The 19,372-nt window shown below is 63.4% G+C and carries 18 protein-coding genes and 1 pseudogene; 9 read left to right on the top strand and 10 right to left on the bottom strand.

Annotated elements, in window-relative coordinates; translation table 11 throughout:
- Positions 1 to 6 precede the first annotated feature (6 nt).
- The 5 genes from purE to AC0L16_RS26310 all read left to right on the top strand — a co-directional run bounded on the left by purE (position 7) and on the right by AC0L16_RS26310 (position 3,854).
- Entirely contained in the window at positions 7 to 504 is a 498-nt protein-coding gene (purE, locus tag AC0L16_RS26330) for a 5-(carboxyamino)imidazole ribonucleotide mutase (RefSeq protein ID WP_473624208.1), read from the top strand.
- Positions 501 to 1,577 carry a 5-(carboxyamino)imidazole ribonucleotide synthase gene (locus AC0L16_RS26325; protein ID WP_473624207.1) on the top strand — a complete coding sequence of 359 codons (1,077 nt, stop codon included), beginning with the start codon at positions 501 to 503 and terminating at the stop codon, positions 1,575 to 1,577. Before purE ends, AC0L16_RS26325 begins: the two co-directional genes overlap by 4 nt.
- 302 nt (positions 1,578 to 1,879) lie before the next feature.
- The gene (ykgO, locus tag AC0L16_RS26320; protein WP_006327841.1) at positions 1,880 to 2,005 is read left to right on the top strand and encodes a type B 50S ribosomal protein L36; all 126 of its coding nucleotides are present in this window, start codon (positions 1,880 to 1,882) and stop codon (positions 2,003 to 2,005) included.
- Between the two features lie 115 nt (positions 2,006 to 2,120).
- Positions 2,121 to 2,699 carry a tetratricopeptide repeat protein gene (locus AC0L16_RS26315; protein ID WP_473624206.1) on the top strand — a complete coding sequence of 193 codons (579 nt, stop codon included), beginning with the start codon at positions 2,121 to 2,123 and terminating at the stop codon, positions 2,697 to 2,699.
- Positions 2,700 to 2,786: 87 nt separating this feature from the next.
- Positions 2,787 to 3,854, top strand: a complete 1,068-nt coding sequence (locus tag AC0L16_RS26310; RefSeq protein ID WP_473624205.1) for an alpha/beta fold hydrolase — start codon at positions 2,787 to 2,789, stop codon at positions 3,852 to 3,854.
- A 47-nt stretch (positions 3,855 to 3,901) separates the two neighbouring features.
- Here AC0L16_RS26310 and pyk read toward each other — a convergent pair whose 3' ends face one another.
- Positions 3,902 to 5,338, bottom strand: a complete 1,437-nt coding sequence (gene pyk, locus AC0L16_RS26305; RefSeq protein WP_473624204.1) for a pyruvate kinase — start codon at positions 5,336 to 5,338, stop codon at positions 3,902 to 3,904.
- Entirely contained in the window at positions 5,335 to 5,823 is a 489-nt protein-coding gene (locus tag AC0L16_RS26300) for a DUF1036 domain-containing protein (RefSeq protein ID WP_473624258.1), read from the bottom strand. Before AC0L16_RS26300 ends, pyk begins: the two co-directional genes overlap by 4 nt.
- Before the next feature lie 245 nt (positions 5,824 to 6,068).
- On the opposite strand from AC0L16_RS26300, the gene AC0L16_RS26295 reads away from it, so the two are divergent.
- From AC0L16_RS26295 to AC0L16_RS26285, 3 genes are all read left to right on the top strand, one after another.
- The gene (locus AC0L16_RS26295) at positions 6,069 to 6,866 is read left to right on the top strand and encodes an N-formylglutamate amidohydrolase (RefSeq protein ID WP_473624203.1); all 798 of its coding nucleotides are present in this window, start codon (positions 6,069 to 6,071) and stop codon (positions 6,864 to 6,866) included.
- Positions 6,867 to 6,891: 25 nt separating this feature from the next.
- Entirely contained in the window at positions 6,892 to 7,200 is a 309-nt protein-coding gene (locus tag AC0L16_RS26290) for a DUF1244 domain-containing protein (protein WP_473624202.1), read from the top strand.
- A gap of 173 nt (positions 7,201 to 7,373) precedes the next feature.
- Positions 7,374 to 8,570 carry an MFS transporter gene (locus tag AC0L16_RS26285; RefSeq protein ID WP_473624200.1) on the top strand — a complete coding sequence of 399 codons (1,197 nt, stop codon included), beginning with the start codon at positions 7,374 to 7,376 and terminating at the stop codon, positions 8,568 to 8,570.
- On the opposite strand, the pseudogene AC0L16_RS26280 reads toward AC0L16_RS26285, so the two are convergent.
- The 6 genes and pseudogenes from AC0L16_RS26280 to AC0L16_RS26255 all read right to left on the bottom strand — a co-directional run.
- Positions 8,528 to 8,677: pseudogene (locus AC0L16_RS26280) on the bottom strand (LysR family transcriptional regulator); the annotation flags it as partial. The gene AC0L16_RS26285 and the pseudogene AC0L16_RS26280 overlap by 43 nt on opposite strands.
- A 114-nt stretch (positions 8,678 to 8,791) precedes the next feature.
- Positions 8,792 to 8,950: a DUF3309 family protein gene (locus AC0L16_RS26275; RefSeq protein WP_077375416.1), complete on the bottom strand. Its 159-nt coding sequence runs from the start codon at positions 8,948 to 8,950 to the stop codon at positions 8,792 to 8,794.
- 111 nt (positions 8,951 to 9,061) lie between these two features.
- Positions 9,062 to 12,238, bottom strand: a complete 3,177-nt coding sequence (locus AC0L16_RS26270) for an efflux RND transporter permease subunit (RefSeq protein ID WP_473624199.1) — start codon at positions 12,236 to 12,238, stop codon at positions 9,062 to 9,064.
- Positions 12,239 to 12,240: 2 nt separating this feature from the next.
- Positions 12,241 to 13,422, bottom strand: coding sequence for an efflux RND transporter periplasmic adaptor subunit (locus AC0L16_RS26265; protein WP_473624197.1), 1,182 nt, complete (start codon positions 13,420 to 13,422; stop codon positions 12,241 to 12,243).
- Between the two features lie 400 nt (positions 13,423 to 13,822).
- A complete protein-coding gene (locus AC0L16_RS26260; RefSeq protein WP_473624196.1) occupies positions 13,823 to 16,096 on the bottom strand; it encodes a xanthine dehydrogenase family protein molybdopterin-binding subunit in 2,274 nt (757 codons plus the stop codon).
- A gap of 2 nt (positions 16,097 to 16,098) precedes the next feature.
- Positions 16,099 to 16,560: a (2Fe-2S)-binding protein gene (locus AC0L16_RS26255; RefSeq protein ID WP_473624195.1), complete on the bottom strand. Its 462-nt coding sequence runs from the start codon at positions 16,558 to 16,560 to the stop codon at positions 16,099 to 16,101.
- A 122-nt stretch (positions 16,561 to 16,682) separates the two neighbouring features.
- Between AC0L16_RS26255 and AC0L16_RS26250 the strand changes: the two genes are divergently transcribed.
- Positions 16,683 to 17,282 (top strand): TetR/AcrR family transcriptional regulator, encoded by a 600-nt coding sequence (locus tag AC0L16_RS26250; RefSeq protein WP_473624193.1) that lies wholly within the window; start codon positions 16,683 to 16,685, stop codon positions 17,280 to 17,282.
- Positions 17,283 to 17,295: 13 nt separating this feature from the next.
- Here AC0L16_RS26250 and AC0L16_RS26245 read toward each other — a convergent pair whose 3' ends face one another.
- Together AC0L16_RS26245 and AC0L16_RS26240 are read right to left on the bottom strand one after the other, a co-directional pair.
- A complete protein-coding gene (locus tag AC0L16_RS26245) occupies positions 17,296 to 18,426 on the bottom strand; it encodes a patatin-like phospholipase family protein (RefSeq protein WP_473624192.1) in 1,131 nt (376 codons plus the stop codon).
- A 37-nt stretch (positions 18,427 to 18,463) separates the two neighbouring features.
- The gene (locus tag AC0L16_RS26240) at positions 18,464 to 19,261 is read right to left on the bottom strand and encodes a 3-hydroxybutyrate dehydrogenase (protein WP_473624191.1); all 798 of its coding nucleotides are present in this window, start codon (positions 19,259 to 19,261) and stop codon (positions 18,464 to 18,466) included.
- Between the last annotated feature and the right edge of the window lie 111 nt (positions 19,262 to 19,372).

Genomic DNA, 19,372 nt, shown 5'->3' with positions numbered 1-19,372 from the left:
AGAAGCTTGGACGATCAACGCGCCGACGTCGCCATCATCATGGGCAGCCAGTCCGACTGGGCGACGATGCGCCACGCCGCCGAAACGCTGGAGGCGCTGGGCATCCCGCACAAGCGGCTGATCGTCTCGGCCCATCGCACCCCCGACCGGCTCTATGACTTCGCCAAGGGCGCCAAGGCGGCCGGCTTTCGGGTGATCATCGCCGGCGCCGGCGGTGCGGCACACCTGCCCGGCATGACGGCGGCGATGACGCCGCTGCCGGTTTTTGGCGTGCCGGTGGAATCGAACGCGCTCTCCGGACAGGACTCGCTGCTCTCCATCGTGCAGATGCCGGCCGGCATTCCGGTCGGCACGCTGGCCATCGGCAAGGCGGGCGCCACCAATGCCGCCCTTCTGGCTGCGGCCGTGCTGGCACTGACCGACGAAAAGCTCGCCGCCCGGCTCGATGCCTGGCGCGCCGCCCAGACCGCCAAGGTCGCCGCCGAGCCCACGGACACGCCATGAGCCTGGCCGCCGGATCGACCATCGGCATCATCGGCGGCGGCCAGCTCGGCCGCATGCTGGCGATGGCCGCGGCGCGCCTCGGCTACCGCACGGTCGTGCTGGAGCCGCAGCCGGATTGTCCGGCGGCACAGGTCGCCAACCGGCAGATCACTGCCGCTTATGACGACACGGCCGCGCTCGCCGAACTGGCTGCAGCCAGCGCCGTCGTAACCTACGAGTTCGAGAACGTTCCGGTCATGGCCGCCAGCGCGCTTGCCGTCACGGTCCCGGTCTATCCGCCGGCGCGCGCGCTGGAAGTAGCGCAGGACCGGGTGGCGGAGAAGAAATTCCTCAACGGCATCGGCATTCCCACCGCGGATTTCTGCCCCGTCGACAATGACGACGAATTGACGGCGGCGCTGAAAAAGTTCGACGGCAGCGGCATATTGAAGACGCGCCGCATGGGCTATGACGGCAAGGGCCAGCGCGTATTCCGCAACATGGAAACAGGCGGCTTTGCCGGCACCTGCGAGGCAATGGGCAACGTGCCGCTGATCCTCGAATCCTTCGTCGCCTTCGAACGCGAGATTTCGGTGATCGCGGCGCGCGGCATGGACGGTTCGCTCGCCGCCTACGATCCGGCAGAAAACGTCCACCGCAGCGGCATCCTGCACAGCTCGACCCTGCCGGCCAGGATAGGGTCCGAAACCGCCGCTGCAGCGCAGGCGGCGGCGGCAGAGATACTTGCTGCGCTCGACTATGTCGGTGTCATCGGCATCGAGTTCTTTGTCCTTGCCGACGGCGCGCTGCTGGCCAATGAGATCGCGCCGCGCGTTCACAATTCCGGCCACTGGACGGAAGCCGCCTGCATCGTCTCGCAGTTCGAGCAGCACATTCGCGCCGTCGCCGGACTGCCGCTGGGAAACCCCGGCCGCCATTTTGACTGCGTCATGGAAAACCTGATCGGCGACGACGTCCTGCGCATCCCGGCCCTGCTCGCCGAGCCCGATCTGATGCTGCATATCTATGGCAAGGCCGAGGCGCGCCCCGGCCGCAAGATGGGCCATTTTACGCGAATGAGCCGTCACCGTTGAGGCTGTTCGACAGCGCCGCTCTAAAGCGCGTCGCATTCGGCCGGCCCCACGCGACGCGCTTTAGGTTGTTGTTTTATGCATGTCGTTATCGCAAAACCGCTGCACACTTTTGCGCGACATGCATAATGCCGTCGGTAGAGCAGGAACTCAAAATCCGCCGCACCAGCTTCATCTATGAAGCACGCTTGCGGTTGACACGGGCAAGGCTCCTCGTTTATGAGCCACGCACAAGTTGAGAGGCGCGCTTTCCGAGCGCGCCTTAATAATTCGGCCCAAGCGGGCCCAGACCGACGGGCAAGACCATGAAGATCAAGAATTCGCTCAAGGCGCTCAAGGCGCGTCACCGCGACAACCAGCTGGTTCGCCGCAAGGGCCGCGTGTACATCATCAACAAGACCGCCCCGCGCTACAAGGCGCGCCAGGGTTGAGTGTTTTCGCGTGGGGGTGCCTGCCTCCGCGCTTGCATGATGTAATTTGCCGGCCTGCCGGCCTCTCACGCTAAATTCAGTTTGACGATCCGCTGTCCGGGGTTAGATTCCGGTCATGCGGATTCATTTTGCATTCTTCGCGGCGCTTTTTCTTTTCGCCCCGCCTCCGGCTCAAGCGGAAGACCCGGTCACCCCTCCGGTTGTCACGACCAGGGAGGCAAGGCTCGACCAGCTGTTTGTTGACCTGAAGCGCGAGCGCAATGAAAAAGCCGCCGAGCGCATCGCCGCGCGCATCTCGCACGAGTGGTCGCAATCCGGCAGCGCCTCGATCGACCTGATGATGCAATGGTCGCAAAAAGCGGCCGAAGACAAGAAGTTCGACGTGGCGCTCGACTTCCTCGACCAGGTGGTGACGTTGCAACCGGCCTATGCCGAAGGCTGGAACCGACGCGCCACCGTACATTTCATGATGAATAACTTTGGGAAATCGATGGCGGACATCGACCGCACGCTGCAGCTCGAGCCGCGCCATTTTGGCGCACTGTCCGGCCTGGCGCAGATCATGGCGGTAACCGGCCACAAGCAGTCGGCGCTGGAAGCCTGGCAGCGCGTGCTCAGCATCTATCCGATGATGCGCAGCGCCCAGGATCAGGTCGGCACGCTTTCCGAAGAACTTGCCGGCGAAGGTATCTGAATTGCCGGTTGGCGGACAATTCCACTTGAGTGAAAGTCTTTTTAGCTAGACTGTGAACTAATTTCGCTCCGGTCCGTACCTCTCTCCATGAACCCGATCTACGCCGCGCTCGCCTTCCTCCTGGCGCTTGTGTTCACCCTTGCAGGTGTCACCCGCGCCGGTTCATGGCTGATCGAGCGCCGCAATCCGCCGATCGGCGACTTCGCGGATATAAACGGTGCCCGCATCCACTACGTTCACGTTCCGGCGCGGGAAGACGCCGAACTGCCGCCAATTGTCTTTATCCACGGCGCCAGCGCCAATCTCAGGGATCAGATGCTGCCGTTGAGGCCCTTGCTGGAAGGCCGTGCCGAGATGCTGTTCTTCGACCGCCCGGGTGCAGGCTGGTCGGCGCGCGGCCCCGGCAACAACGAGACGCCATCGGCACAGGCCAGCACCATCGCAGCGCTGATGGACCATCTCGGCATCAGCAAAGCCATCATTGCCAGCCATTCCTTCGGCGGCTCGGTGACCACCGCCTTCGGCCGCGAGCATCCCGACAAAACGCTCGGCCTGGTGTTCATGGCGCCTGCCACCCATCCCTGGCCGGGCGGCGCGACCGCCTGGTACTACAATTTGACGACCATTCCGATCGTCGGCCGGCTTTTTTCCGAAACGCTGACCTATCCGTCGGGAACGCTGCAGATGAATGCCGCCACCGCCTGCGTCTTTGCCCCCAACAAGGTGCCGGACTTCTATGTCGCCAAGGTCGCGATCCCGCTGGTGCTTCGGCCGAACGCCTTTCGTGCCAACGCCACCGATGTCGCCGGACTTTATCCCTACACGCTTGATGCCGCACCGCACTACCGCGGTATCAAGGCGCCGACTGTGGTCATCTCGGGCGACCGCGACAAGGTGGTCTATGCAACGATCCATTCGGTCGGCCTCGTCCGCGATATCGCCGGGGCCGAACTGGTCTGGGTCCGCAATCTCGGCCACAAGCCAGACTGGATAGCACCCGATCTCGTTGTCGGCGCGATCGAAAAGGTCGCCGGCAGGGACGTGGACCTTCAGGCAATGGCGAAGGCCGTGGAAATCAGGATTGCCGGCGACACCTACGGTGCCGGCAGATGCGCCGACATCACAGCGCCGGAAGCCGAACTCGCGCCAACTTAGAGCAACCTCGCTGAAAATCATTCTGGGCGACGGCCAGGCTGAGCGGCCTAGCGGCGGGCCTGCACGTCCGATCCGACATAGGCGATGCGCAGCATGTTGGTGGAGCCGGGCGTCCTCAACGGCACGCCGGCGGTGATGATGACCCGGTCGCCGGGCTTGCCGAACCCTTCATCCAAAGCGATGCGGCAGGCGCGGTCGACCATATCGTCGAGGTCGATGGCGTCGGGCGAGACGACGCAATGCGTGCCCCACAAAAGCGACAGCCGCCGCGCCGTGTTGACGATCGGCGAAAGCGCGACGATCGGCACCTGCGGCCGCTCGCGCGCGGCGCGCAGGCCGGTCGTGCCCGACGCCGTATAGCTGATGATCGCCGACAGTTTCAGTGTCTCGGCGATTTCGCGGGCGGCGAGCGAAATGGCGTCGGCGCCGGTCGCTTCCGGCTCCGAGCGCTGCGCGTTGATGATGCCGGCATAGGTCGGGTCGGTTTCGACCTTGCTGGCGATGCGGTTCATCATCGCCACCGCCTCGACGGGGTAGGCGCCGGCTGCGGATTCGGCCGAGAGCATGACGGCGTCGGCGCCTTCGAACACGGCGATCGAGACGTCCGACACCTCGGCGCGGGTCGGCACCGGCGCGGTGATCATCGATTCCAGCATCTGCGTGGCGATCACCACCGGCTTGCCGGCGCGGCGCGCGGCGCGGGTGATCTGCTTCTGGATGCCGGGCACGGCTTCGAGCGGCATTTCGACGCCGAGATCGCCGCGGGCAACCATCAGTGCGTCCGAAAGTTCGATGATCTCGGCCAGCCTGGCGACTGCCTGCGGCTTTTCGATCTTGGCCATGATCAGCGCCCGGCCGCGCGCGATCTTGCGCGCTTCCGCGAGATCCTCGGGCCGCTGCACGAACGACAGCGCCACCCAGTCGACGCCGGTGGCCAGCACAGCATCGAGATCGCTGCGGTCCTTTTCGGTCAGCGCGCCGACCGGCAGGTCGGTGTCGGGCAGGCTGACGCCCTTCTTGTCGGAGATGCTGCTGCCAGCGACGACGGTGCAGACGATCGCCTTGCCGTCGCTCTTCACCGCCTTCAGCTCGAGTTTGCCGTCGTCGATCAAAAGACGGTGACCGGCCTCGACCGATCTCAGGATTTCCGGATGGGGCAGATAGACCCTGGACGAGTTGCCAGGCTCGGGATTGTCGTCGAGGGTGAAGGCCTGGCCGAGTGTCAGCGTCTCCTTGCCGTTGGCAAACTTGCCGACCCGCAGCTTGGGTCCCTGCAGGTCGGCGAGAATGCCGATCGGCCGGCCGACAGCTGTCTCGACCGTGCGGATGCGACCGACAAGTGTGCGCATCAATTCATGATCGGTGTGGCTCATATTGATGCGAAACACGTCGGCGCCGGCTTCGAAGAGTTTCTTCAGCATGTCCTCGGAGGAGGAGGCCGGACCGATGGTGGCGAGTATCTTGACCTTGCGGCTGCGTCTCATTGACTGTTTGTTCCCGGGGCGGCTGGAACGCCCCCCGTTGCGGGGTCATCGGTCAGCTGGACCATCCAGCTTGCCTGCTCGCCCGTGTCATATTCCTGGAATCCGGCGCGCTGGAAGCCCCGGGCGACGCAATCGCTAACGCCGGCGATCTTGAATTCTTTTTCGGCCACGCACATGTTGATCGGACCATCCCAGCGCCCGCCGCGCTCGGCGTCTTCTGCATAAAGATAGTAAAATCTTGATGACAGCGGGCCCTCGATCAGCGTCTTGCAGCTCGATCCCTCGATGTGCCACCAGCCTTCGGTGATCCAGCCGGCCTTGGCGCGATAGCCGATGCCGACGCCGACCAGGTTCTGCGTGGCGTTGCAGACACGGAAATCGGCGAGCGCCGGCGAGGCAGCAACCATCGCGGCGAGGCCCACGGCGAAGGTCAGGAACGGCATGGCGAAGGCATAGCGCACACGCGGCCTGCCGGCGGAACCCATCCTGAAACCTCTCAAGAACCACATTTGCATCTCTCAACGCCCCTTTTCGGAAAAGTCCGGGCGCATGTCAACGCGCCCTTCTGCTCAATTCCAATCGATTTAGTAAGGCTCCGGCGCACGGTCTGTCGCCTATTGCCAGATTTCCGCAGAAACCGTGGCCAAACGACGGCATTGCGTAATCGTCCCCTTCGTGGAAAGACGATACCATCCTCCCCCGAAGCCAGCGAACAGACCATTTCCCGCCGATGACCCGATCCACAGTTTTCGCGCCTTTCGACATCGTCGAGGGCGACCGCAAGCGAGGCATCGTGCTCCTGGCCGACCACGCCCGTCGCGACCTGCCGGAAGAGTATGGCAGCCTCGGCCTGCCGGCGGCGGAATTCGACCGCCATATCGCCTACGACATCGGTGTCGAGACGGTGACCCGCGAACTGGCCGCGTTGCTCGGCGTGCCGGCAGTACTCGCCAATTTTTCGCGACTTCTGATCGATCCCAATCGCGGCGAGGACGATCCGACGCTGATCCGCCAACTCTATGACGGCACCGTCATTTCGGGAAATTATCCACTTGCTCTGAAAGAACGTGAAAGGCGGCTCGACCGCTTCTATCGGCCCTATCACGATGCGGTCGGCGCCATGATCGCCTCGGTGGCGCAGGCTTGTGCAAGCGCCCCCTTTATCCTTTCGGTGCATTCCTTCACCCCGTTCATGCAGGGGTTCGTGCGCCCCTGGCATGTTGGCATCTTGTGGGATCGCGACGACCGGGTGGCGCGACCGCTCATCGACATACTCGCCGAGGACAAAAGCCTTATCGTCGGCGACAACGAGCCCTATGACGGCGCGCTGCGCGGCGACACCATGTTCAGACATGCCATCGTCAACGGCTTTGCCCATGCGCTGATCGAAATCCGTCAGGACCTGATCGCCGATCGGCAGGATACGGTCGCCTGGGCCGAACGGCTGGCGCCGATCGTTGACGCGATCAATTGCCGTCCCGATATACATCAGGTCAGACGATTCGGCTCGCGCACCGGGCCGCTCTAAGGAGGCCCAAGGAGGCCAAGAACACATGACCGAACTCAGCGACGAGCAGAAACGCGATTTCGAAGCCGCCGCCTTCCGCCGGCTGGTCGCGCATCTGCGCGAACGCACGGACGTGCAGAATATCGACCTGATGAACCTCGCCGGCTTCTGCCGCAATTGCCTCTCCAATTGGTATCGCGACGCCGCGGAGGCCGAGGGTGTCGAACTCAGCAAGGACCAGTCGCGCGAGATCATCTACGGCATGCCCTATGCCGAATGGCAGGCGCTCAACCAGCTTGACGCCTCCGATGCCAAGAAGGCCGAGTTCGAGGCAAGACGCCCCAGGGATCACTGAGTCTTCCCCCAGGAGAGGCGTTTCCGCTAATCTCCAGCGTGGGCAATCCGCCGCGAACGGGACGGTCCTATCTCCTTGTTTGGCCCAAGCACTTTTCAAGAACGAGCGCTTGACTGGGGATTGAATCGATCTAATTTGCCGCGCGAAGCTTTTTTCGCATCGGATTCCACACGATGGACACGCTAAACCGCATGCAGGCCGCCATTCGTGGACGATGGGCCGTGGCGGCCATCTTCCTGGCCAATGGCTTTCTGACCGGCGCCTGGGCGCCGCAGATCCCGGTGGTGCTGACCCGGCTGGAAATCAGCAAGTTCACGCTTGGCCTGCTGATCCTGCTGTTCGGCGCCGGCGCGGTCACAGCGATGACCTGGTGCGGCCACCTGATCTCCAGGCATGGGTCGCGCACCGTGCTGCGCTGGTTCGGTCTCATCGGCAGCTTCGGCCTGCTGGTTGTGGCGCTTGCCCCCAACGTGCCGCTGGCGGCCATCGCCATGTTCATCTTCGGCGGTTCGATCGGCGGCATGGATGTCGCCATGAACGCCAATGCGGTCGTGGTGGAACGGCGCTTGTCCCGGGCCATCATGTCGTCCTCGCACGGCTTCTGGAGCCTTGGCGGTTTCGCCGGCGGCGCTCTCGGTGGCCTCGCCATACAGAATTACGGTCATCTCGCCCATGCGGCGGTGGTGACGGCGCTCGCTTTTGCCGTGATTGCCGTGGCGGTGCGCTACCTGATCGCCGAGAACAAGCCGCCCCAAGCGTCCTCGGCGGCAATCGGGCATCGCAAATTCGCGCTGCCTGGAAATCCGCTGGTCTATCTGGTCGGGCTGATGGCGCTGATGACGATGATCTCCGAGGGTGCGGTGCTCGACTGGGCAGCGCTTTACCTGCAACAGGAACTCGGCACCGACCTCGCCGTAGCTGGTTTGGCCTACGCGGCTTTTTCCGGCGTCATGGCCGTCATGCGCTTCGTTGGCGACGGCGTCCGCAACCGTTTCGGCGCCGTGACGACGCTGCGCGCATCGGCACTTGTCGCCGCTGCCGGCATGCTGGTGGCGGGGCTGGCGCCCTCGCCCTGGCTCGCCATCTCAGCTTTTGCGCTTTGCGGTTTCGGCATCGCCAATATGGTGCCGATCCTGTTTTCGGCCGGCGGTAACCAGGAAGGCATGTCATCCGGCACCGGCATGAGCGTCGTCACCACAATGGGCTATTCCGGCATTCTGGTGGCGCCGTCGGCGATCGGCTTCATCGCCGAGCACTCGAGCTTCAGTCCGATCTTCGTCGCTTTATCGGGGCTGCTGGTCGTCGTCTTTTTGATGGCCGGGCTCGCTCACCGCGCCGAATTCGCGCCTGACGCGGCCCCGGCCGAATAGCGTTTCAACTCCTCATAGAGGAAATCCGCGACACGGCAGATGCGCACGCTGGTGTGCACGTCGCGGTGCATGGCCAGCCATACCGGCAGCGCCAAGCCAAGGGCGGGCCGCGCGCCCTCCGAAGCGAAAGCTCGGAAACACCTGCATCAAATCAAATGCTGCAGCGCTGCGAGTCCTAAAGGACGCGCAGCGCTGTAGGTTCGTGCGCACCAATCTCCAGGTCAAATCCTGCCCATCAGCAGCAACACCAGCAGCACGATCAGGATGACGCCGACGATGCCGGAGGGACCATAACCCCAGGAACGCGAATGAGGCCATGTCGGCACCGCGCCGATCAGAATGAGGATCAGGATGATGATGAGAATGGTGCTGAGCGTCATGAGAAACTCCCCGCTTTGAGGCATTCCATGACAGGACAATGCAAAAGGCCGCTGGGTTGTTCCCGGCGGCCTTTTCTACCCTTGGGCTGAAATGGGGCTGAAGCGAGCGACCTATTCGGCGGCCTTCGGGAAGTCGATCGCCGGCTCGTCGAGCAAGACCGGCCTTGCGGAGGTCTCCATAGTCGCATCGGCTGGCGTTCCGCGCCGGAACACCCGACGGAAGAATGCATAGAAGCGGCTGTTCTTGCTACGCGTGAACACCATCAGCATCGACGGTGTCACCACCAGCGTCAGCAAAGTGGCGAAGGACAGCCCGAAGACGATCGCCGAGGACAGTGAGATCCACCATTGCGTCGACGGCGCGTTGATCGTCGTCTCGTGATGGAAGATTTCAAGACCAAGGCCGAAAGCGATCGGCAGCACGCCGAGGATCGCCGACACCGCCGTCAGCACGACCGGTCGAGCACGTTCGCGGCAGGTCTGCAGCACCGCGTCCATCTTGTCCCAGCCCTCTTCGCGCAGCCGGTCATAGGTGTCGATCAGCACGATGTTGTTGTTCACCACCACGCCGGCCAGCGCGATGACGCCGATGCCCGACATGACGATGCCGAACGCCTCTCCGGTCAACAGCAATCCGAGGAACACGCCGACGGTCGCCATGACCACGCAGGACAGCACCAGCCAGACGCTGGTGAACTTGTTGAACTGCATCAGCAGCACCAGGAAGATCAGGAAGATCGCCGCACCGAAGGCCCTGCTGAGGAAAGCGCTGGCCTCGGCGCTGTCCTCGTTAGAGCCGGCAAGCTTCCAGCGTATGCCGCTGCCGAGATCCATGTCGGTGACCGCCTGGCTGACATGCTGCTGGACAGAAGCGACTTGCTCGCCGGCGGCGACATTGGCCTGGACGACCACGGTGCGCGCGCCGTCGATGCGGTTGAGGACGCCGACGGTCGGCTCGGGCTTGCGCGCGACGAAATTCGAGATCGGCACCGACCCTTGCGACGTCTGCACCCTGAGGTCGTCGAGCGTCGACAGCGTGCGCCGGTCTTCGGGCAGGCGCAGCCTGATGTCGACGGCGTCGTCAGCACCGGCCGGCCGGTATTCGCTGAGCTTCAGCCCGTTCGTCACCAGTTGCACCACCGTGCCGACCGAGGTCGGGCTGATGCCGTATTGCGCCGCCTTGGCGCGGTCGACGTCGAGCGCCCAGTCGACGCCGGGCGGCGGCAGGCCGTCGGAAATGTCGATGACGCCGGGCACCTTGGCAATGCGTGCGGCGACGGCGCGCGCCTTGTCGTCGAGACCTTTCGGGTCGACGGCCGAAAGCCTGATCTGGATCGGCTTGCCGGTGGGCGGGCCGGCCTCGGGCACGCGAACCTCGACGTCGACGCCGGGAATGCCGGCCATGACGCCGCGCAGTTCGTCCAGGATCGCGTTCGCCGATTTGCGCTCGCGCCAGTCGATGAACTCGTACTGGATCACGCCGACCACGTCTTCAGGAATGTCCTGGCCGCCGCCTTGCGTCTTGCCGACTCGGGTATAGACCGATTTCACCCCTGGCCAGCCGAGAAGCCGGTTCTCCGCGGTCGTTGTGGCGGCATCCATTTCGGCGAGCGAAAGGTTGCCGCGGGCGTGCACATAGAGCAGGCCGTAGTCAGGCTCGACATTCGGGAAGAACTCGACACCGGCGCCGTATTTCGAATAGGCAAAACCGACACCGAACAAGAGCCCGACGGTGAGCAGAAGCACGGTGATGGGAAAGCGAACCGCCTGCTTGACCACCGCCATGTACCAGCCGTCGCGGTTGTCGTTCTCGTGATGCGGCGGCGCCTTGGCGAACAAGGCGCCCAGCGCCGGTGCAAAAACCAGCGCATAAAGCATCGAGGCCGAGAGCGTGACGATCAGCGTGATCGGCATGTATTTCATGAAGTCGCCGATGATGCCTGGCCAGAACAGCAGCGGCGAGAAGGCGGCGATGCGCGTCATCGTCGCGGCGATAACCGGACCGGCCATGCGCTTGGCGGCAAGCGCGAAGGCCTCTGCCTTGGGCATGCCTTCGCTCATCCGCCGCTCGGCGAATTCGGTGACGATGATGGCGTCGTCGACCAGCATGCCGACCGCCAGGATGAGGCTGAACAGCACGATCATGTTGATCGTGTAGCCCATCATGGCCAACAGCAGGATGCCGATCAGGAAAGACGATGGAATGGCCAGGCCGATCAGCAGTGAGGCGCGGCCCGACAGCGCGTAGAGAATGACGATGAACACCAGGATCACGGCGATCATGACGTGGTTCTGCAGATCGCCGAGCAACTGGTTGACGAAGACCGATTTGTCCTGCGTGTAGGTGACGTGCATGCCTTCCGGCATGGTCTTTATGAAGGCATCGGACACGGCCCTCACCTGGGCGATCGTGTCGATCAGGTTGGAGCCGATGCGCTTCTTCACCTCGATGGCGATCGCCGGTTTGCCGTCGAGACGGGTCACCGTCTCGGCGTCCTTGAAGGTGGAGCGGACGGTGGCGATATCCTTGGCCTGCACGACGGCATTGGGGCCGGCGACGATCGGAAGCGCCGCCACGTCCTGCGGCGTTTCGATCAGCGACGGCACCTTGACCGCGTATTTGCCTTCGGATCCTTCGATGTTGCCGGCGGCGACAAGACTGTTGGAATCGCCAACCGCACCGATCAGCTGCTCTAGCTGCAGCCCATAGGACGACAGTTTCATCGGATCGATGACGACTTCGACGAGATCGTCGCGGGCGCCTTGCAGCGCGCCCTCCAGCACGCCAGGCACTTCCTCGATGCGGTCGCGCAACTCGCGCGCCGCCGTCGTCAGAACGCGCTCGGGCACCTCGCCCGACAGCGTCACGACAAGGACGGGGAACTCGGAGACGTTGACTTCGGAGACCACAGGCTCCTCGGCTGCCTGCGGCAGGTCGGCCTTGCCATCCTGGACCTTGCTGCGCGTGTCCTGCAGCGCCGTCGCCAGATCCGTCTGCGGGTGGAATTCGACCAGCACATAACCGCCGCCCTGGAAGGCGGCCGAACGCATCTCCTTGAGACCTTTGAGGCTTTTCAGCTTGGCTTCCATCGGCCGCAGCAGAAGGCGTTCCGAATCCTCGGGCGAGATGCCCTGATAGATCAGGCTGACATACATCATCGGAATCGGAACGTCGGGTTCCGCTTCCTTCGGTGTCGACTGATAGGCGACCGCACCGGCAAGGATGAGGAAGACCAGCACCGAAATGGTCAGCCTGGCATTGCTGATTGCGAGTTTGACGATATCCATGATTACTGCGTCCCGGCTGTCGCTTCGCCCAGCAGCTTCTGAATGGTCGCCTGGTCGGCCTCGACCGGCTTGACCACTTCGCCTTCCTTCACCAGTTCCTGGCCGGCGACGATGATGCGCGCATCGGCAGGGATGCCGCCGAGCACCAGGCCGGTTGGCGTGTCGTCGACCAGGTCGATCGGGAAGAACACGACCTTGTTATCCTTGTCGACGGCGCGAATGCCGAGGTCGCCCTTGTCGCCCAGCGTCACCACGGAGCGCGGCAGCATGACAGCGTCGGTCGGCTGCGCGCTCAGCGCGATCTCGGCGGTCATCCCGGCCGGAATGGTGCCCTCGGGGTTGGGGATTGCGATCTCGACGCGGAAGGTGCGGGTGGCGGACGAGGCGTCGCGGCTGATATAGCGCACGGTGCCCTCGACATTCTGGCCGCTGACCAACCGTACCTTCGCCTTGTCGCCGATCTTCAGATAGCCGAGATCGCGTTCGCTGACCTCGCCGCGGGCGATCACCGGATCGAGGCTCAGAATGGTCGCCACTTCGCCGCCCTGCATCACGGAACTGCCAAGCTCCACCGGCACCCGGTCGATGACGCCATCGAACGGAGCCCTCACCTCATTGCGATCAAGCTGGGCTTGCATGGCTTCCAGCATCGACTGCGCTAAGGTCAGGGTGGAGCGAGCGTTGTCGAGCTGCAGCTTGGGCAGATTGCCGGTTTTCGCCAGCCGCGAGGCCGCATCAAGTTCGGCCTGACGCTGCGCGACAAGCTGCTTGGCATTGCTGAGCGCCGAAAGCTTTTCCTCGGTGGCAAGCATCAGCACGAGGTCGCCCGTCTTGACGTGCTGTCCTTGCTTGACCGGCAGCTTGTCGATGATGCCGTCGACCCGGGTCGCCAGCACCGCGCGCTTATCGGCTTCGGTCAGTCCGGAAATCCGGATGGCGCGCGCATAGCTACGCCTGGGCGGAGTTATGGTCGCGACGGTGCGCAAGGTCGCCTTGGGCTGTTCTGCCGCACTGGGCTTGGCGTTGCCGGCGTCAACCGCCTTTGGCTGCTCGACCTCCCCCGCCTTAGGTTCGTTGTCGGCGGCCGCGCTGCCGACGGATGAGAACTCGCCCGTCGCCATCCAGGCAGCGAAACCGACAAGCACAACAATGGCTGCAAGCTTGTGAAACCTGTATTTCGGCATCGTCATTTTTCCAGTGCGCGGGATTCGGCCAGGCCGCGTCTTCTAACTCGGGCGCGTCGCCGATATGGGTGCGCGCAAGGCCGTGTTCAACTTGCCGTGATCGGCGAACGAGCTTCTACATCAAAGTTGCACCGCAATATAGTCAGAAATGTTGATGAGTAATACTTCGCTGGGCAGGGTGCGGCCGCCGCCATGAGGCGCGCCGGACCAGCGCAGCCGTTCCGTCTGCGACATGGCGGTCGGCGCAGTGCTGATGCGAAGGCAACCGCCGGACCGCGTCCCTCGGGCAAGCCCTTGGCTGCATCGACCGTCATCGGTGCCGTGCCTTGGCTTTCCTCTGCCGCTGGGGAGGCGCCATCGAAACAGTATGGCAGCAGCTGTCAGCATGGTGGGAAATATTTCATGCAAAGGTCACCTCCTTCGATAAGGGCAGTGTCCGGATGCGCTTGCCGGTCAGTGCGAAGATGGCGTTGGCGAGTGCCGGTGCCGCCGGTGGCGTGCCGACCTCGCCGACGCCGCCCATCTTGTGAAAATTCTCCAGGATGGCGACTTCGAACGCCGGACACTGGGAGATGCGCATGACGTCGTAGTCATGAAAATTCGACTGCTCGACCATGCCGTCGGCGAAAGTAATCTCCTGGCCCATCGCTGCCGACAGGCCGTAGATGGCGGCGGAAATGAGTTGCGCCTCAATGATGCCGGGATCGAGCGCGGTGCCGACATCGGCGGCGATCCACACCTTCTCGATGCGGATGCCGGACGGCGTGTCCACGACCTGGACGATCTCGCCGACCCAACTGCCGAAGGACAGCGTGAACGCCATGCCCTTGGCCGTGCCGGCGGGCAGCGCCTCGCCCCATTTCGCCATTTCGGCGACCTTCTCGACAACCTTCACCGCCGCCGGATAGGCTGCCATCAGCGTCTTGCGCAGTTCGACCGGGTCGGTTTTCCCGGCGACGGCGATCTCGTCCATGAAGCCCTCATGAAAGAAGCCGTTGATCGAGCAGCCGACCGATCGCCAGAAGCCGACCGGGATGGAGACGGGCGCTGCAATGCCGCTGACCCGGTAATTCGGGATGGTGTAGGGCTGGTCGTAGGCCCCATCGACAATCGACTTGTCGGGGCCGAGCGGCGATATCGAGGGAAACAGCCGGCGCAAGGTGCTGGCTATCGGCGATGGCGAGGCGATTGCCATGCCGATGGCGACCGGCATGCCGTCGTCGCCAAGCCGCGCCTGGAATTTGCCGACCGAAGCCGGCCGGTAAGCGTCGTGGCGCATGTCCTCCTCGCGCGTCCAGATCACCTTGATCGGTCGGCCTGCCGTTTCCTTCGCCATCAACGCGGCACAGAGCGCAAAGTCCACCTCGATACGTCGGCCGAAGCCGCCGCCCATGAAGGTGGTGTGGACGCTGACCTTGTCCTGCTCTAAGCCGACAGCATTGGCGCAAAGCTGCCGCACCAAGGTCGGCGCCTGGTTGCCGCACCAGATGTCGAGGACGCCGTCCTTCAGCCGCGCCGTGGCGTTCATCGGCTCCATCGTCGCATGTGCCAGATAAGGCACGGCATAGTCGGCCTCGACGATCCTTTCGCGCGGCGCGTCGGCGAAGGCGGTATCGACATCGCCATCGTCGCGCATCACCGACCCTTTTGTGCCGAGCGCCTGCTTCAGCACCTCGGAAATGCCGGCGCTGTCCAGCGGATATTCGGGATCGGCCCATTCGGCGTCGATCGCCTCCGCCGCCTTGAACGCCGCCCAGGTGTTTTCGGCGATGATGCCGAAGCCGTGGCCGTAATTCGTGTCGATCGGCACGATCTTGATCACGCCAGGCATTTTCTCGGCGTTGGAGAAATCCGCCTTGACCGGCTTGGCCCAGAAGCGCGGGCTCATCTTGACCGTGCCGTACAGCATCTCCGGCAGCTTCACGTCGATGCCGAAGATCGGTGCCCCGGTGACCTTGGCCAGCATGTCGATGCGTTTTTGCGGTTTGCCGAGCAGTTTCCAGTCGGCTTTGTCTTTGAGTCTGATTTCCGCGGGCGGCGGCATCGTCGCAGCGGTCGCGGCGACCGCGCCATAGGTCAGCGACTTGCCCGACGCCTTGTGCAGGATCGAGCCGTTGGCCGTTTCCAGATCAACGGCAGCTATACCGAGCTTTTGCGCGGCAGCTGCAATCAGCATCTGCCGCGCGGCGGCGCCTGCCTGCCGCATCTTGCCGAAACCATCGAGCGTCGATGTCGAACCGCCGGTGCCTTGCAGGGCGAGGAATTTTCCGACCACGCCCATGCCGGCGCGTACTATTTCCGCGGTCATGCTTTCGTCGAAGAAGGCGAACGGACCGCCCTCTTCCAGGATCGCCGCATTGAAATAGGCGTAGGAGGCCGGGCCGTGCTCGACCTTGATCTGGTCGAGCCCGACATCGAGCTCTTCGGCAACCATGGCAGCAAGCGTCGTCGAGATGCCTTGGCCCATCTCGGCGCGCGGCGCGACGATGGTGATGGTGTTGTCGGCGCCGATCTTCACATAGGGGTTGAAGGTGACTTCGTCCTCGGCGAGATCACCCTCCAGCGGATTCGGAAAAGGCTTGCGATAGTAGTAATAGCCGACGGCGACGCCGCCCGCGATGGCAGCGGTGCCGATGAGAAACGTGCGGCGAGCGATCTTTCCGACACTGGCCATGGTCAGATCCCCGCCGTCTTGAGGACGACCGCTCGTCTGATCGCCGCACGGATCTTCGGGTAGGTGCCGCAGCGGCAGAGATTGCCGCCCATGGCATCGTCGATATCGGCATCGGTCGGCTCGGCAACCTCGTCGAGCAGCGCTACCGCGCTCATGATCTGGCCGGCCTGGCAGTAGCCGCACTGGGCGACCTGCTCTTCCAGCCATGCCTGCTGTACCGGATGCAGTCTGCCTTCGGTGCCGATGCCTTCGATCGTGGTGACCGCGCCGGTGACCTCACCGACCGGCAATGAACAGGAGCGCACCGGCTGGCCGTCGATATGCACCGTGCAGGCGCCACAGGCAGCAATGCCGCAGCCGAACTTCGGCCCGGTCTTGCCCATGAGATCGCGCAGCGCCCACAGCAGCGGCATTTCGGGATCGGCAGTGACGTCGAATGCCTGCCCGTCGACGGTGAGGCGCATGGGGATACCCTTTGTTGTCGTCCAAAGCCCGGGGCAAAGGCCGGTCGGCCATTTCGTCCGCATACATCTTGACAAATTACGTCATTTTGTCAATAGAGCTTTTGCAGGATAAAAGTAGCGCCATGATCGAGATCGAAGATATCGCCGACATAGACCCCAAGCGCGCCCGCATTCTGGACAGCGCGATGAAGGTGTTTCTGGCCTATGGTTTCGCCCGCACCACCATGGACGACATTGCGCGTGCCGCCGACATGTCGCGGCCGGCGCTTTATCTCCAGTTCAAGAACAAGACCGATATTTATCGCGCCATCGCGTTGATGCTGCTCTCCCGCTCGCTCGAGCAGGCGAAAACGGCACTCGCCGGCGAAGAACCATTTGCCGGGCGCACGATGCGGGCCATCGACGAAGCGCTGATCTCGATGACGCGCACCGTCCACGCCTCGCCGCATGGCGCCGAACTCCTTGACATGAAATCGAGTCTCGCCGACCTGATCGGCTGCTGGCGCAGCCGGTTTGCCGAGCATATCGCCGCAGCGATCCAGAACGAGGCCGGACGCAATGGCGTCGATCTCGCCGCCAAGGGCTTGTCGGCAAAATTGCTGGCCGACATGCTGCTCGACGGGCTGGAAGGCATGAAGATGCGCATCAGCGATCCGGACGAGCAGCGGCGGGCTGCGGCCGCGCTGATCAGGGTGATCGATCTAGCCTTGCAAAAAAGCTGACAAACAAAACGACTCAAGCTTGGCGGCGCGCAGCCCGGGGCTTCATGCGGGCCGCTAGGAACTCCTTGACCCGCCGCCCCGGTGCCGGTCCACGCATCGGTTTGAAGCCGTCGTCGAGCTCGCCTGAGAGGTCAAGCGTCGCTCGCTTGCCGACGGCGTCGTAATTCTCCTCCAGCCAATCACTGGCCGCGGTGCGGCCAAGGTCGCGCAGATAGGTCAGGAACGCCCATTCGGCATTGACCTTGGATGATGCCGACAGGTCCTTGAATGCCTCGTCGGCATCGATGCGGTGCATGCGGATGTCGCGGTATTCGCCATGCGGCAGCCGGCCGGCGGCAATCAGCTCCTTGATGAAGGCAATCGAGCGGAATTCGCGCAAGAGTCCGGCGTTGAAGGTAATCTCGTCGATGCGATTCTGGATTTCGTTGGCGCTCTTCGGCGTCCCCTCGCGGACCACCGGATTGATCTGCACCAAAAGCACGTCCTCGGTGGCAGTCGTCTTGAAGAAAGGGAACAGCGCCGGATTGCCGCCATAGCCGCCATCCCAGTAGGGCACGCCCTTGATCTCAACGGCGCGGAACAGCTGCGGCAGGCAAGCCGACGCCATCACCGTGTCGAGATCGATCTCGCCATCGGAAAAGACGCGTAACTGCCCGGTCTCGACATTGGTCGCGGAGATGAACAGCTCCATCGACTTGCAGGCGCGCACATTGCCGAAATCGATCTCCTTTTCGATCACGTCACGCAGCGGGTTGAGGCCGAGCGGGTTGGCGACATAGGGCGAAAACACCCGCGACATGGTGTCGAAAAAGAGATAGCCCGGCGTGTTCTCGATCGACCAATTGCCCCAGGCCACGTCCCACGGCATGCGCTGCACCGGGCTGAACCGGCCCTTCCGCGCCACCGCGCGCCAGAAATCGTCGAGCTTCTGCCGCGCGCCCTCGACGCCGCCGCGGACGAAGCCGTCGGCCAGCGCCACCGCGTTCATGGCGCCGGCGCTGGTGCCCGAAACCGCCGCGATGTCGAGCCGCCCGTCCTCCAGCAGCTGGTCGAGCACCCCCCAGGAGAAGGCGCCGTGCGAGCCGCCGCCCTGCAGCGCGACGTTGATCTTCTTGGGCTCCTCCACCTTGCCGTTCGTCGTCATGGCGTGGTCCTTGATGTGTAGAGAGCTATTGAATGCATCACTGGGCGGTCCAGCCGCCGTCGACCGAGATCTGCGTGCCGTTGACCTGCGCCGCCGCATCCGAGCACAGGAACACCGCGGCAGCGGCAACTTGCTCGACGGTGACGAATTCCTTGGTCGGCTGCTTTTCGAGCATGACCTCGCGGACCACCGTGTCGCGATCCATCTTGTTCGCCTTCATCTGGTCGGGGATCTGCGCCTCGACCAGCGGCGTCAGCACATAGCCGGGACAGATGGCGTTGCAGGTGATCTTGTCGCGCGCCAGTTCCAAAGCGACCGTCTTGGTCAGCCCCATGATGCCGTGCTTGGCCGCGACATAGGCCGATTTGAACGGCGAGGCGACCAGCCCATGGGCCGAGGCGATGTTGACGATCCTGCCGCCGCCGGCTTCTCTCATCAGCGGGATGGCGGCGGCGATGGTGTGAAAGGCCGACGACAAATTGATGGCGATGACGGCGTCCCACTTCTCGACGGGAAATTCTTCCACCGGCGCGACATGCTGGATGCCGGCATTGTTGACCAGGATGTCGACCGAGCCGAAGCTCTCGGCTGCCTTTGCGACCAGCGCCCGGCATTCGGCCGGCTTCGACATATCTGCCTTGATGTAGACAGTCTTCACGCCGTCATGCTTGGCGATCGCATCGGTGACGGCCTGGTCGTCAGCCGTGTCTGAAAAGGAATTGACGACGATGTTGCAGCCATCGGCTGCGAGCGCATGGGCGATTGCCAGGCCGATGCCCGAGGTGGAACCGGTGACGATGGCGGTTTTTCTGCTGGGCAAGGCGAAATCCTTCATTACGGCGCTAACGAACCATATTGCAGTGCAGCATATATGTCTGGTGTGGCGCAAAAAAAGCGGCACTCAGTGGCGATGACATGAAATTTTTGTCATGAATGAGGACACCCT

The organism is Mesorhizobium sp. WSM4848, from assembly GCF_055811375.1.
Note: the sequence above shows the minus strand (reverse complement) of the source record. Positions and strands in the feature narration are given on the sequence as shown.